This window comes from Arthrobacter sp. StoSoilA2 (genome assembly GCF_019977195.1).
Taxonomy (GTDB): domain Bacteria; phylum Actinomycetota; class Actinomycetes; order Actinomycetales; family Micrococcaceae; genus Arthrobacter.
The window spans coordinates 3635301-3650515 of record NZ_AP024643.1; the positions used below are offsets into that span (position 1 = coordinate 3635301).

Sequence of the window (15215 nt, forward strand, 5' to 3'; positions counted from 1 at the left end):
GGTTTAGAAGAAGCCGAGTTTGTTCTCGTTGTAGCTGACCAGGAGGTTCTTGGTCTGCTGGTAGTGGTCCAGCATCATGGCGTGGTTTTCACGGCCGATGCCTGAGGACTTGTAGCCACCGAAGGCGGCACCGGCCGGGTAGGCGTGGTAGTTGTTGACCCACACGCGGCCGGCCTGGATTTCCCGGCCCGCGCGGTAGGCGACATTTCCGTTGCGCGACCACACGCCGGCACCAAGGCCGTACAGGGTGTCATTGGCGATGCCGATTGCGTCGTTGTAGTCGCTGAACCTGGTCACGGAGACCACAGGGCCGAAGATCTCCTCCTGGAAGATCCGCATCCGGTTGTGGCCTTCGAAAATCGTGGGCTGGACGTAGTAGCCGCCGGCAAGGTCGCCGGACAGCTCGGCCCGCGCGCCGCCTGTGAGGACTTTGGCACCTTCCTGCTTTCCAATGTCGATGTAGGAGAGGATCTTCTCCAGCTGGTCGTTGGAAGCCTGGGCACCGATCTGGGTTTCCGTCTCCAGCGGGTTGCCCTGGATGATCTTGTTGGTGCGGGCTACGGCGTCAGCCATGAACGAGTCGTATATCCCCTCCTGGACCAAGGCACGTGACGGGCAGGTGCAAACCTCGCCCTGGTTGAAGGCGAAGAGCGTAAAGCCCTCCTGTGCTTTGTCGTAGAACGCGTCATTCTGGGCTGCGACGTCGTCGAAGAAGATGTTGGGGCTCTTGCCGCCAAGTTCCAGGGTGACGGGGATGAGGTTGTTGGACGCGTACTGGCTGATAAGCCGGCCGGTGGTGGTCTCGCCCGTGAAGGCGATCTTGCGGATACGGGGGCTGGAAGCCAGCGGCTTTCCGGCTTCGACGCCGAAACCATTGACGACGTTCACTACGCCGGCGGGCAGCAGGTCAGCGATCAATTCCATCAGTACCAGGATCGACGTTGGCGTCTGCTCCGCTGGCTTAAGAACGACGGCGTTCCCGGCGGCGAGCGCGGGGGCCAGCTTCCACACGGCCATGAGGATGGGGAAGTTCCAGGGGATGATCTGGCCCACCACGCCCAGTGGTTCCTTGAAGTGGTAGGCGGTGGTGTCGTCATCCAGTTGCGAAAGGTGGCCCTCCTGGGCACGGACAGCCGAAGCGAAGTAGCGGAAGTGATCGGCAGCCAGGGGAATGTCCGCGTTGAGGGTCTCGCGGACGGGCTTGCCGTTGTCCCATGTCTCAGCAACGGCGAGCAACTCCACGTTCTCGTCTATGCGATCTGCGATCTTGTTCAGAATCGCGGCGCGTTCTGTCGCTGACGTCTTGCCCCAGGATGGTGCGACCTTGTGCGCGGCGTCGAGTGCCAGTTCGATGTCCTCGGATGTGCCACGGGCAACTTCGCAGAAAGCCTTGCCTGTGACGGGCGTGATGTTTTCGAAGTAGCCGCCCTTGACGGGGGCAACCCATTCCCCGCCGATCCAGTTCTCGTACCGGTCCTTGAAGGTGACCTTCGAACCCTCGGCACCCGGCTGTGCATAAACGGTCATTGCTAGCTCCTTTGCTGCGAATCACGGTGGCTGTCGCCATTGATTCGAGCCTAGGAGCGGGCAGGTTGCAGCTACGTTGCAACCATGTGAGTCAGCTCACGCTTTGAGTTCCGTGTCGATCCGTTCAAGGTCGGCCACGACGGCGGCCCGCTTGGGTGAGCGCGGCGGCAGCAGCTTCAGGACGGCAAGGCGGAGTTCGACGTCGTACTTCGCCTCGGGCAGCTCAGCGTACTTCAGGAGCGAATCAACGCTGCCGTCGCTGAGGAGCGCTTCCCGCAACAGATGCGAAACCCGCTCACGCAACTCCACGACGCCGGGCGCCTCCGAGCGCGGCAGGACTGCGCCTTTGTAGATCTCCAAGGCAATACGGTGGGCTCCGCGCTGCAGGCAACTGAGCACCTGGCCTGCATCAGGAAGCAACTCAACGGGCAGGCGGTAGGGTCGCGATTCGGGCACCGCGCCGGGGCTGAGTTCATGGAGAACTTTGCGCAGTCGCACCATTTCCGCCCGTAAGGTCACCCCCGAGCCATCTCCGGGGTATAGCTGCGCGCAGAGGTCGTCCGCACTGAGGCCGGCCGGTTCGCTGCAGAGGATAGCCAGGATTTCGCTGTGGCGGGCGGACAGGGAAACCGTCCGGCCATCAATGCTGAGAAGGGCCTGATCCCGGCCAAGCAACTGCAGGCTGTTCCGGTAAAGCGTGTGGCTGGAAGCAGAAGCTGAGCTCCGGCGTCGCGGTTTTTCCCGTACGGCAGCAGCCAACTGGAGACGCTCGATGCGCAACTGCGCCTGTGCAGCCGCAACGGTAGCTTCCACCAGGGATACCGTGTGCGGGGCCACCGCGGTCTCGGTTCCAGTGATGTCCACGACGCCCAGCACAGCACCGGAATCGGGATCATGGAAGGGAACAGCAGTACAACTCCATGGGTGAACTGATCTCTTGAAGTGCTCGGCCCCGGAGATCTGGATGCTGCGATCCAGGGCGAGCGCCGTCCCGGGAGCACTTGTACCCACAGAGGCTTCAGACCAATCGGCGCCCGCCACGAACATCATCCCTTCGGCCCTGCGCTGCATGACTGGATCGCCATCCACCCACAGGAGCCGCCCGACGTCGTCCCCCACCGCCACGAGCAACCCACTGTCATGGCTGGGCTGGACCAGCAACTTCCTGATCACCGGCATGATCGCTGCCAGCGGGTGTTGGCGGCGGTAGTCCTCCAGTTCGTCGCGGTCCATCGCAAGTGGCGCTTCAGGGATATCAGGATTGGCCAGCAGAGTGGCCGAACGCTGCCAGGACTCACGCACCAAACGCCGGAGGCCCGAGATTTCCTCGGGAGTTCCGGCCCGCAGCATATCCAATTGTTCATGGCCAGCCAGGGCGCGCTTCTGCAGCAGCCTTCCGGCTTCGGTGCCTGGAACAGGCGGATGGATTGGATTCCTCATCGAACTCCCCGGTAATCCGCAGCGACAGTGCGCTGCGTAAATGTGCTTGGCGGCACAGTACCCGAAAGTCTAGTTCCAGGAATGGAGTTTGTGTACAGCTGGCGCTTTTTGCGAGGACGTTCGGTGTACACAAACCCAAGGGCTAGCCGCGCGAGATCTGGATCATTTCCTCACGCGGGACTACCTTGATGCGTTCCCGGATCACACCGTTGCCGTTGCCGGATTCGGACTCCGACTTGGACTTGGACCAGGCGGCACCGAGGGCGGCCTCGTGGGCATCCAAGCGGTTCCACCCCTCCCAGGTGGTGTATTCGATGCCGCGTTCTTCAAGGAGATCGATGATGGCCTGGGGGTCCGGGTTCTCTGCTGGCGGCAACGTGAGCCGGTCCTCGAGGAGGCAGCCGATCGTCTCCAGTGCATCGCCCTTGGTATGACCGATCAGGCCTACAGGTCCACGCTTGATCCAGCCAGTGGCGTAGATTCCCGGCACGGGCTTGCCCTCGGCATCCAGGACGCGACCGCCGTCGTTCGGTATGACACCGCGGCGGGCATCATACGGAAGCTCCTGAAGCGGCGAGCCGTGGTAGCCGATCGCGCGGTAGACGGACTGCACCGGGTACTCCAGGAATTCACCGGTGCCCTTGACGTTGCCAGTTCCATCCAGTTGCATCCGCTCGAACTTGATGCCGGAAACCTTGCCGGGAGTTTCCGGCGAGTCCAGGATTTCCACGGGGCTGTGCAGGAAGTGCAAGTGCAGACGGCGCGAGGATGGCTGCTCGGATTCCGCGTGTTCTTCCACCAGCCAGTTGGTCATGGTGTTGACCATGGTCTTGATCTGGTTGTTGGTACGGATTGCCTCATCGGAGGCTTCATCAAACTCGAAGTCCTCCGGGTACAGGACAATGTCGACGTCGTTGCAGTGGGACAGCTCCCGCAATTCCAGCGGGGTGAATTTAACCTGCGCAGGACCGCGGCGCCCAAACACGTGGACGTCGGTAACAGGCGACTTCTTCAAGCCCTCGTAGACGTTTTCGGGGATCTCGGTGACCAGCAGCTCATCGGGGTGCTTGACCAGCATGCGAGCCACATCAAGGGCAACGTTGCCGTTGCCGATGACGGCAATCTCCTTGGCGTCCAGCGGCCAATCCCGGGGAACGTCCGGGTGCCCGTCATACCAGGAAACAAAATCGGCTCCGCCGAAGGACCCTTCCAACCCGATGCCCGGGATGTTGAGGTCCGCGTCTTTGATGGCCCCCGTGGAGAAGATCACGGCGTCATAGAAAGCACGGAAATCGTGAAGCGTCAGATCCCGGCCGTAGGTGACGTTGCCCAGGAAGCGGATGTCGCCCCTGTCCAGGACCTTGTGCAGGGCGTTGACGATGCCCTTGATACGGGGGTGGTCCGGCGCCACGCCGTAGCGGATAAGCCCATAAGGGGCAGGGTACGCCTCAAAGAGATCGATGCTGACCTCCACGTCCCCATCCTTGACCTCGTTGGACTTGGTCAGGATGTCGGCGGCGTACACGCCGGCGGGACCGGCGCCCACGATGGCGACGCGAAGCGGACGTTTGGGGGTGGTTGCGGCTGAGTTGGACACCGTAAGCCCTTCCGAAGCAGTAAGCCACGCCGTTGTTGGGGCGCGCAGATTCCAATTCTAGATGTCCGCCCCGCACCCGGCCTCCTATATGGCGGGAGTCACAAGAAAACGGTCGATTGATGCCAACATTGCGGAATATTGCGTTCCCATTTGGTGTTGGCGACATTGTGTCGACACCCGAGCAGATCACCGCAAACTCGTCCATTTCCAGCCAGCCCGCGACTGTGAGTGCGTCCAGTGAACTTAGCGGCGACACCTCTGGCGGCAGGACCCGCGGAGGAAAGCCTGTCTGGAGCGAGTCGACGGCGGGAATCCTCTTTGGCATTGGTGCTTACAGTCTGTGGGGACTGCTTCCGCTGTACTTCCTCGCGCTTCAACCGGCGGGGGCAATCGAAATCGTTGCCAACCGCGTGGTTTGGTCGCTGCTCTTCTGCGCGTTGCTGATCACGGTCACGCGGGCGTGGAGGGTCTTCGGCGCCGCCGTGAAGGACCGCTCCGTCTTTGGCCCACTGGCATTGGCAGCTGGATTGATAGCCATCAACTGGCTGACCTATACCTTCGGTGTCACCACAGGGCACGCAGTGGAAACGTCCCTTGGATACTTCATCAACCCGTTGGTGTCGGTCCTGCTCGGCGTATTCGTGCTCAAGGAGAAGTTGCGGCCACTCCAATGGGCAGCAGTGGGCATCGGCTTTGTTGCGGTGGGCGTCCTGACCTTTTCCTACGGGCAGCTTCCCTGGATTGCGTTGATCCTGGCCTTCAGCTTCGGTCTCTATGGGTTCGTTAAGAAGCGGGTCGGTCCCAGGGTCGATGCGCTCACCAGCCTCTCCGTTGAAACAGTGGTCCTGGCTCCCCTGGCAGCCGCCACCATGGTTGTCCTGGGCGTAAGCGGCGTCGCGACACTCACCGCCCATGGGCCCGGGCATTTCTGGTTGCTTCTTGCATCGGGCGTTATCACGGCTGTGCCGCTGCTCTTCTTCGGCGCCTCAGCCCGTCGCCTGCCCATGACCACCATAGGTCTGCTCCAATATTTCGCACCGATTCTTCAGTTCATCGTGGCGCTGGCCGTCTTCAACGAGACCATGACCACGGCCCGCTGGATCGGATTCTGCGTGGTGTGGCTCGCCCTGCTGGTGCTCACGGTGGACATGCTGCGCACGGCCAGGAAGAACTCGTCGATGAAGAAAAAGGCCCGGACCGCGGCCGCTGGGGGAGCCTAGCTCCCGCCGTCGAGCGCTTCCTACAACGAGGTCGCCGGAACCGTGCGTGAGAGCCCGGAAACCTCGGGCGGTCTCGACACGTTCCCGCGTTCTCGGCGTGTGAGCACTTTTGTTCATTTCTGTTGAGGGGTCCACCAAGCGGACATAAGGTTGCGGAAACTTTCGCCGCCACGTCCACCCCCAACTTGCCAATATCCAGAGGCACACCCAAGTACCTGGCATTCACGGGTCTTCCCAGATCGGGAACAACCACAGATGACAGTCACATGGATATGCCCGGCTTTGCTGGCAACAGTTTTGAACGGAGCCGTTTTGACCCTCAATGGACCCACACTGAGCCGTAGGACCCTCTTCCGCGCTGCTGGTGCCGCCGCACTGGCCGGAGCCCTGCTTTCCAGCTCTGCCCCGGCCTTTGCGGAACCGGCACCCGGGCTACAGGAACTCATAGGACGCCGCCGCATGGTCCTCACAGGCGGACAAAGTGCTGCGGGCATCCCGGAGCTTGCTGCCCAGCTGCAGGGAATGGGGAAAACCGCGGAAAATTGGTGGACTTCCCTGGATAAGACAGCCACCCGGACGTCCTTGTGGAATGACGTTCCCCTGACAGGCATTGGACAGTCGACGGCGGCCACAGGCAACATGGGCCTGCACTTCAACCGCCTCTATGACATGGCCTTGGGTTATGCGGTTCCAGGAAATCCTTACGCCGGCAACCCTCAATTGGCCGCGGACATAGTGGCTGGCCTGAAACTCCTGAATGACACCGCCTACAAATCCGGAATGCGGGCAGCGGGCAACTGGTGGTTCTGGGAGATAGGTGTGCCACGCAAAACGGTGGACATCCTCACATTGATGTACGCAGAGGTCCCCGAAGACCTGCGGACGTCATTGCTGGCAGCCGTCCGCTGGTTCGCGCCGAACCCTAATTGGCGTGGACGCGCCACATCCCTTGCAGAGACCGGGGCAAACCGCGTGGACAAGTCCCTAGCCTGCTGCATGCGGGGCATCCTGGACAACAATGTGGACGATATTGCCCTTGGCAGGGACGCCTTGAGTGACACCGTCCGCGGCGGGACCAACAGCGTTTTCACGTACGTAACCAGCGGCGATGGCTTCTACACAGACGGTTCGTTCGTGCAGCACGGTTATCTGCCCTATGCCGGCACCTACGGTGTGGTGGCTCTGGCTGGCATCGCCGAGATCATAGCGATGCTCGGTGGAAGCACGTGGGCAGTAAACGACCCCAAGCGCACAGTGCTCCTGGATGCAGTGGAGGACACCTATGCACCCTTCGTGTGGGACGGCCGCATCATGGACACCATTCGCGGCCGTGCCGTGTCCCGTCAGCGCGAGCCCGACTACGTCAGTGGCTTTGCCCTCATCTCCGCCGTCTTGCTGCTGGCACCCGGCTGCGATGAGCCCTACCGTTCAAGGTTCCTCGCCTTGGCCAAAGGCTGGCTGGAACGCTGTGCCGACCAGAAACTCGTGGGGCATCCAACACAGAGCCTGGCGAAGTCCTTGTTGTCGCTTGGCGTCCTGTCCGATTCCGCAGTGGTTTCAGCACCGGCACCGGTGTATAGCCGGATGTTCGCCGACCAGGACCGGCTGGTCCACCACAGACCACAGTGGGGATGCACGGTGAACCTTTCATCCAAGCGCATCGGCCGCTACGAGTGGGGCAACAGCGAGAACAACCTTGGCTGGTACCAAGGCGACGGCATGACTTTCCTTTACACGCGCCAGGACCCCTCCCAATTCAGCGCGGACTTCTGGCCCACGGTGGACCCGTATGGCCTTCCCGGAACCACCGTGAACGACCAGACCCGGGCCAGTGGAGCCGGCGGCGCGGGAACCGGCATCCCGCGCGCGTTCCAAGCCTTCGCCGGCGGGCTCACGGTAGATGGGCGCTGGGGTGTCATCGGCATGGACCACCTCAACCACAACAAGACAGTGTCCGGACGCAAATCATGGTTCTTCCTGGACGACGCCGTGGTCTGCCTGGGCGCCGGCATCTCGGGCACTGGTGGGGCTGCGGTACGGACCACCATCGAGAACAGGTCCTTTGCTCCGGGTTCAGTGCCTTCCCTGCGGACGGATTCCCGGAACCGTTCCCTGGCTCCCGGGGACGCCGCCGTGACGGTTCAGAGGTCGGTCCACATCGACGGTCATGGCGGCTACGTCTTCCTGGAAGCGCCGGGCGTCTCCGGTTCTACGGAGGTGGCGGTGATCCACCGGACAGGAAGCTGGTTTGACGTCAACTCCGGAGCAGACACGGGAGGATCCCCTGATCCTGTCACCCGGGACTACGTGACCATCACGCATCACCACGGGGTGGATCCTGTGGGAGCTGGCTACGCATATATGGTGTTGCCTGCCGCAAGCCATGAAGTCACGTTCTCAGAGTCCGCAAACCACGGCGTGAAAGTGCTGGCCAACTCGGCGGACGTCCACATGGTGAAGGTCGCCAAGGACAAGTTGGTGATGGCCAACTTCTTCGCAGCTGGCGGCGTTGGGGATTACTCGGTCTCAGGGCCTTGCACGCTTGCTCTGCGCCACAGCGGCGACACGCTGGCCGTGTCCGTGGCAGATCCATCACGGACGCAGTCCTCTGTGCGGATCACGCTCGCTGGCTCCGCGTGGGGCACCCTGGTGGATTCCGATGCCGGGGTGGCGTTGGTCAGCGCCTCTCCCCTGGTCATCGACGTCCAACTCGACGGACACGGCCACCAGAAAAACCTTACGCTGGGCACTTAGGCGGGCTCCGCCGTCGTGCGCTTCCTGCAACGAGGACGCCGAGGACGCGGGAAAGGTGCCAGACCGCCCGGAAACCTCCGGCGAACTCAGCGCCTTCCCTCGAACCCGGCGTTAAACGCACGAGGAGGGCCGGGAAAACCCCGGCCCTCCTGCGTTACAGCGAGAAAGTCTTACGCGTTGGCCTTGATGGCTGCAGCGAGCACCTCGAGGCCGTCGAGGAGCAGTTCGTCGCTGATGACCAGCGGCGGAAGGAGGCGGATCACGTTGCCGTAGGTGCCACAGGTCAGGATGATGACGCCTTCCTGGAGGCACGCAGCGGCTACAGCCTTGGTGAGCTCGGCGTTCGGTTCCTTGGAGCCGGGCTGGACAAGTTCGATCGCCAGCATGGCGCCACGGCCGCGGACATCGCCAACCACGGAAACTTCTTCGGCCAGTTCGCGGAGCTTGCCCAGGGCGAGCTCTTCGATGTGGCGGGCGCGGCCGTTGAGGTCGTGCTGCTCCATGGTGTCGATGGCTGCAAGTGCTGCTGCGCAAGCAACCGGGTTGCCACCGTAGGTGCCGCCGAGGCCGCCCGGGTGTACGGCGTCGAGCAGGTCGGCGCGGCCGGTGATCGCGGACAGCGGGAGGCCGCCGGCGATGCCCTTGGCCATGGTGATGATGTCCGGGACAACACCTTCGTGGTCAACGGCGAACCATTCGCCGGTGCGGCAGAAGCCGGACTGGACCTCGTCGGCGATGAAGACGATGCCCTTTTCCTTGGCCCATGCGGACAGTGCCGGGAGGAAGCCTTCGGCCGGAACGATGAAGCCACCCTCGCCCTGGATGGGCTCGATGATGATCGCGGCAACCTGGTCGCCACCGATCTGCTTCTCGATCATGGTGATGGCGCGCTTGGCGGCCTCGGCACCTGTGATCTCCGGGTTCTCTTCACGGAACGGGTAGCTCATGGGCATGCGGTAGACCTCGGGCGCGAACGGGCCGAAGTTGGTCTTGTACGGCATGGCCTTGGCGGTAAGTGCCATGGTCAGGTTGGTGCGGCCGTGGTAGGCGTGGTCGAAGGCCACCACTGCGTCGCGGCCGGTAGCCAGGCGTGCAACCTTGACGGCGTTCTCCACGGCTTCAGCGCCGGAGTTGAACAGCACGGTGCGCTTGGCGTGGTCGCCCGGGGTGAGGCGGTTGAGCTGCTCGGCCACGGCTACGTAACCCTCGTACGGGGTCACCATGAAGCAGGTGTGCGTGAAGTGCGCAGCAGCTTCCTGGACAGCGGCGACGACGGCGGGATCGGACGCGCCGACGCTGGTCACGGCAATGCCGGAGCCGAGGTCAATGAAGGAGTTGCCGTCGACGTCGCGGATGATGCCGCCGTCGGCGTCTTCAACGTAAACGGGGACGCCGGATGCAACGCCGGCAGCAACGACGGCGGAGCGACGGTCGGCCAGTGCCTGCGACTTGGGGCCGGGGAAGGCGCCGTTGATGTTGCGCTTCTGCTCGATGCGGTACGAGAGTTCGTTCGCGGTAGTGGTCATGGGGTGATTGCCTTTCTGGGAAGCCAGGGGTGGAGGGTTACGCGACTGCGTTATGCAACCGGGTTATGCATCCAGTGCACTCATTACGTGCTTGATGCGGGTGTAGTCCTCGACCCCGTACATGGAGAGGTCCTTGCCGTAGCCGGACTGCTTGAAGCCGCCGTGGGGCATCTCTGCCGTCAGGAGGATGTGGGTGTTGATCCAGACAGCACCGAAGTCCAGGTCGCGGCTCATGCGCATGGCCGTTCCGTGGTCGGTGGTCCAGACGCTGGACGCCAGGGCGTATTCGACGTCGTTGGCCAACTCGAGCGCTTCGGCTTCCGTGCTGAACTTCTGGACGGTGATGACCGGACCGAAGGTTTCCTTCTGCACGATGTCATCGGTCTGCTTGGCACCGGAGATGATGGTGGGCTCGAAGAAGAAGCCCTTCTCGCCTGCGCGGTGGCCACCGATCTCGATCTTGCAGTTTGCCGGGAGGTGCTCCACCACCGAGGTGACGGCGTTGAAGTGGTTCACGTTGTTCAGCGGGCCGAAGTAGTTCTCTTCGTCGTTCTGCGAACCGGTGTGCAGGGTCTTGGTGTGCTCCACCATTGCTGCCACAACGTCATCGTGGACGGAGTCTTCCACCAGCACACGGGTGATGGCAGTGCAGTCCTGGCCCGCGTTGAAGAAGGCGAATTCGGCGATGGCCGCAGCGCTCTTCTTGATGTCGGCGTCCTTGAAGACAATGGCCGGAGCCTTGCCGCCAAGCTCCAGGTGGGCACGCTTGAGCCCCTTGGCTGCGCCGCTGGCGACCGCGATGCCGGCGCGGACGGAACCGGTGATGGACACGAGGCCGGGGACCTTGTGGTCAACCATCATGGCGCCGGTTTCGCCGGTGCCGAGCACAACGTTGAGCACGCCGGCGGGGAAGATCTCTCCTGCGAGGCGAGCCAGGACCAAGGTGGATTCGGGGGTGGTGTCCGAGGGCTTGAGGACAACGGTGTTGCCGGCTGCAAGGGCGGGACCGATCTTCCAGATAGCCATCAGGAACGGGTAGTTCCACGGGGCAACCTGGGCTACGACGCCGATCGGTTCGCGGCGAACGTAGGAGGTGTGGCCCTCAAAGTACTCCCCTGCGGACTTGCCTTCCATGATGCGTGCTGCACCGGCGAAGAAGCGGAGCTGGTCTGCGCCGGCGGCAACTTCCTCGGAAGCGATCAGGGACCGGACCTGGCCGGTGTTGCGGTGCTGGGCGTCAACGAGTTCCTCGCTGTTGGCCTCCACGGCGTCGGAGAGCTTGAGCAGCATGAGCTGGCGCTGGCCCGGCGTAACGTGCTTCCACGTCTTGAAGGCTTCGCTGGCTGCGGTCATGGCGGCGTCAACATCGGCCTGCACCGAAATCGGCGACTTGGCAACGATCTCCCCGTTGGTAGGGTTCACGATGTCCAGGAGACCCGTACCTGCCGGCGTAACGAATTCGCCGTTGATGAAGTTCTGCAAGGTTTGAACCACGGTGTGCAACCCTCTTTCGGTGTCTGGGGCATGGGTTTTAGCTGATCAGAGCCTATGCCAGCGAAGGGGTCCAAGGAATAGTCAGCTGCACACACCGGCATACCCTCCTTAGTGCGCTTGACCAGCGCCGGGTTACGCTTGTAACCATGGCAATGTCCCTCTCTTCGCTCGTCGCTGTCCCATCCTTGAAGCTCCGTAAAACAGGCAGCGCCGAAACAACCTGGAACCAGGACATCAGTTGGGTTGCCGTGACGGAGCTGGAGGATCCACAACGCTTCCTCAGCGGCGGGGAATTGGTCCTCACTACGGGCCTGCGCCTGAAGAGCGCCGCCGACCAACGCCGATTCGTCCGGCAGGTCCAGCGCGCAGGTGCAGTGGGCATCGGCTTCGGCATCGGCCTCACCCACGAAGCCGTTCCGGAGGCGCTCATCGCCGAAGCGAACCGTTGGGGTTTGCCCCTGGTTGAAGTGCCCTACGAGATTCCCTTCATCGCGATCGGAAAGCTCGTGGCCGAGTCACATTCAGCTGACCACTACTCAAACCTGGAACGGCTTCTGGCCGGACACCAGATCCTGGCCCGGTCACTCCTCACCGGTGGCGGCCTGGGCGAGCTCCTGAAGCAGTTGGGCAGCATGCTGCGCACTGATGTTGTGCTCACCCAGTTCAGCGCGCAGCTCTACAACAGCGTTCCCGGAAAACCGGCCCCGACGGCGGATGGCTGGGCTTCGTACCCCATTCCCACCGGACGCAGGGATGCCTGCACATTGTGGTTGCGCCAGCCGTTCGTGGACTCGGGGATTGTGAGCTACGCGCAGAACCTCATCAGTGTCGAGCTGAACAACATGGTCAAGCAGCGCCAGGCCCAGCGCGCCATGGCAGGGCAGGTTCTGGACGACGTTATCCACGGCACCTTGGAAACCATTGAGGCCGCCCGCCGTTTGGCAGGCGTTGGAATCAACAGCACCCGGAAGAACGTGGTGCTCGTGGCGGAGTCCACGGCACATCACAAGCAACTGGTGAGCATCTCGCTGCCCCAGGCGCTGGAAGCGGGCGTTAGCGCCGTCGTCGGGAAGGACCTGGTGACCGTCGTCACCGACGACGGCAGCTCCGCGACAGCCTTGGCCAAGAGCCTGAGCGACCACCTGCAGGAGGCCGGAATCCATGCTGTGATCGGAATCGGCGGCGCCTATACGAAGCCGAACGGCCTGCGCTGGAGCTACTTTGAAGCGCGCGACGCCGTGGCGCACGGCTTGCCCGTCAACGAACCCGAACGGCTGAGCCTGACCTCCCTCCTGCTGGCAAGCGAGGATGTTCCGTTGGCCGACATGGCCAGCGAGTCGCTCACTCCGCTGAGGAAGTTCGACGCCGCCCACGGTGCCGAACTCGTAGCCACGCTGGAAAGCTACCTCAACCACAACGGGTCCGTCGCCGCGGTCGCCGAAGCCCTGACGCTGCACCGCAACACCGTGCGATATCGGCTGGCCCAGATCACCGAACTGACCGGCTATGACCCGTCACAGACGCAGGATCGCGTGCAGCTTTGGCTTGCGCTGGCCGTCCAGCGGCTGGGCTCACGGAACCCCCGGTAAGCGCCCATAGCCGAACCGCCGGAGAGATTCGCCACAAAAGTGTAGACATTAAACGTCAAACGTCTAACCTTTAGGTATGGCTGCGACGACCCCTCTTACCCCCACCACAGGAAACATCCCTACGATTGCCCCCGCCAACGTGGCAACAGCCCACACGGTCAAGGCTGTCCCCAAGACGCGCGTCGTCGCCGTCGTCGGCATCATTGCCGTGGTGCTCATCGGGCTGAACCTTCGCGCCGGAATCACCAGTGCCGCGGCGCTCTTCCATGAGCTGCAGCAAGTGTTGGGCTACGGCGCTTTGGTGGCCTCAATCCTGCCCACGATTCCGCTTCTGTGCTTCGCGGTTGCAGGGCTGGGAACCTCGTGGCTGACCCGCCGTGTGGGTGTTGAGAAGGCTATCGCCATCGCCCTGGCTTTGCTGGCGGGAGGTTTGCTGGTGCGCGGCGTGCCGGCCACCGGTGCCCTGCTCGGCGGGACGGTTCTGGCGATGTCCGGACTTGCCGTCTGCAACGTGGCCATGCCGTCGTTCATCCGCGAGCACTACGCCGACCGCACGTCCATGATGACCGGCCTTTACACCTTCACGATGTCCGGCGGCGCCACCTTCGCAGCCGCCGTGAGCGTTCCCTTGGCGCAGCAGCTCGGTTCGCCGTCCATGGGGCTTGCCGCCTGGGGAATCCTGGGGGTCGCAGCACTGCTCGGCTTCCTGCCGGTGGTCCTGCACTCGCATCGGAATTCCACCAAGACGGACCGTCCGCGCGTATCCATGTGGCCCCTGCTCCGCACCCGTCTGGGCATCCTGATCACGGCCATCTTCACCTTCCAGGCCTTCCTCGCCTACGCCGTGATGAGCTGGTTCGCCTACATCCTCACGTCCCAGGGCCTCAGTGCCTCTGAAAGCGGCCTGCAGTTCGGCGTCATGCAGCTGGTCTCCGTGGCCGCCGGCATGATCCTGCTTGCCTTCGGTTCCAGGCCCGGAATGCTGCGGCCTGCCCTCTACCTCGCAAGCAGCTCCACGCTGGTTGCCATTGCCGCCATGATCTGGTTGCCCACTTCACTGGCGGTGGTCTCCGCAGTGCTCTTCGGCTTCGGGTTGGGCATCTTCCCGCTGGTCCTGGTAATCATCAGCCGAAGCGGACGGTCGACGGCGGAAACCACCGCGCTCTCCACGATCGCCCAATCGCTGGGATACTTGATTGCGGCAATTGGCCCCTTTGGCATGGGGCTGCTCCACAGCGCTACGGGCGGCTGGGCGCTGCCCTTGAGCTTGCTGTCCATCGTGGCGGTGGCGCTCATGGTTACCTGCCACATGCTCACGAGCAAGCGCACTGCCACCAAGACCGGACCGAGGACAGCATGACCCTTACCCCTTCGCATCGCCCGGCCCTTGCCGAGGAGATCACCGCCAAGCTGCGGGACATGATCAAATCAGGCGAATGGCCGCTCCAGGAACGCATCCCGGCTGAGCCTGAACTCATGGCAAGCCTGGGCGTTTCGCGGGGAACCCTCCGCGAGGCCATCAAGGCATTGGCGCACTCGGGCATGCTCGAAGTCCGCCGCGGTGACGGCACGTACGTGCGTGCCAACAGTGAAATGTCCGGCGCGGCCCAGCGCATGTACCTGGAGCACACGCAGGAACACATCGTGGAGGTGCGGCTCGGCCTGGACACCCAGGCGGCCCGCCTCGCCACCAAGCATGCAACGGTGGAAGACATCGCCGAGATGCGCCGCCTGCTTGCCCTGCGTCATGATGCCTGGCAGTCAGAGGACTACCCCACGTGGGCCCGCGCAGATTGGGAATTCCATGAACGTGTTGCCCTGGCATCCGGTAATCCGCTGTTGCATCAGCTCTATGTCTCCTTTGGCGGGGTCTTCCACAACGACCTCCTCCGGCAGCAACGCAAGGAAGGCTTCAACGGCATCCCCCGCGAAGGCCACGACGAACTGGTGGATGCCTTGGAAGCCCACGATCCCGACGCCGCAGTCCAGAGCGTCTACCGGAACCTGGATTTCTGCGCAGACAAAACCCCTCATTAGCCCATTGCCGGCCCGCTTGTCCGTTGTTGCC

At 63.0% G+C, this 15215-nt stretch carries 10 protein-coding genes; 5 read left to right on the forward strand and 5 right to left on the reverse strand.

The genetic code is table 11. The features are described from left to right. Positions 1-3 precede the first annotated feature (3 nt). The 3 genes from LDN82_RS16575 to LDN82_RS16585 form a co-directional block, all read right to left on the reverse strand. Positions 4-1527, reverse strand: a complete 1524-nt coding sequence (locus tag LDN82_RS16575; RefSeq protein ID WP_224165066.1) for an aldehyde dehydrogenase family protein — start codon at positions 1525-1527, stop codon at positions 4-6. A 96-nt stretch (positions 1528-1623) separates the two neighbouring features. Beyond that, positions 1624-2967 (reverse strand): GAF domain-containing protein, encoded by a 1344-nt coding sequence (locus LDN82_RS16580; RefSeq protein ID WP_224165067.1) that lies wholly within the window; start codon positions 2965-2967, stop codon positions 1624-1626. Positions 2968-3109: 142 nt separating this feature from the next. Next, positions 3110-4564, reverse strand: coding sequence for an FAD-dependent oxidoreductase (locus LDN82_RS16585; RefSeq protein ID WP_224165068.1), 1455 nt, complete (start codon positions 4562-4564; stop codon positions 3110-3112). Positions 4565-4692: 128 nt separating this feature from the next. Between LDN82_RS16585 and rarD the strand changes: the two genes are divergently transcribed. Together rarD and LDN82_RS16595 are read left to right on the forward strand one after the other, a co-directional pair. Further along, positions 4693-5784 (forward strand): EamA family transporter RarD, encoded by a 1092-nt coding sequence (gene rarD, locus LDN82_RS16590; RefSeq protein ID WP_224167556.1) that lies wholly within the window; start codon positions 4693-4695, stop codon positions 5782-5784. 312 nt (positions 5785-6096) lie between these two features. Next, entirely contained in the window at positions 6097-8538 is a 2442-nt protein-coding gene (locus tag LDN82_RS16595) for a polysaccharide lyase 8 family protein (RefSeq protein WP_224165069.1), read from the forward strand. 170 nt (positions 8539-8708) lie between these two features. Here the strand turns inward: LDN82_RS16595 and gabT are convergent, their stop codons facing one another. Further along, positions 8709-10064: a 4-aminobutyrate--2-oxoglutarate transaminase gene (gabT, locus tag LDN82_RS16600; protein ID WP_224165070.1), complete on the reverse strand. Its 1356-nt coding sequence runs from the start codon at positions 10062-10064 to the stop codon at positions 8709-8711. A gap of 63 nt (positions 10065-10127) precedes the next feature. After that, positions 10128-11558 (reverse strand): gamma-aminobutyraldehyde dehydrogenase, encoded by a 1431-nt coding sequence (locus tag LDN82_RS16605; RefSeq protein WP_224165071.1) that lies wholly within the window; start codon positions 11556-11558, stop codon positions 10128-10130. A 146-nt stretch (positions 11559-11704) separates the two neighbouring features. On the opposite strand from LDN82_RS16605, the gene LDN82_RS16610 reads away from it, so the two are divergent. The 3 genes from LDN82_RS16610 to LDN82_RS16620 all read left to right on the forward strand — a co-directional run bounded on the left by LDN82_RS16610 (position 11705) and on the right by LDN82_RS16620 (position 15184). Further along, complete coding sequence (locus LDN82_RS16610) at positions 11705-13147, forward strand: PucR family transcriptional regulator (RefSeq protein WP_224088444.1); 1443 nt, start codon at positions 11705-11707, stop codon at positions 13145-13147. Between the two features lie 76 nt (positions 13148-13223). Continuing rightward, entirely contained in the window at positions 13224-14507 is a 1284-nt protein-coding gene (locus tag LDN82_RS16615) for an MFS transporter (RefSeq protein WP_224165072.1), read from the forward strand. After that, positions 14504-15184: a FadR/GntR family transcriptional regulator gene (locus LDN82_RS16620; RefSeq protein WP_224088446.1), complete on the forward strand. Its 681-nt coding sequence runs from the start codon at positions 14504-14506 to the stop codon at positions 15182-15184. Before LDN82_RS16615 ends, LDN82_RS16620 begins: the two co-directional genes overlap by 4 nt. Positions 15185-15215 lie beyond the last annotated feature (31 nt).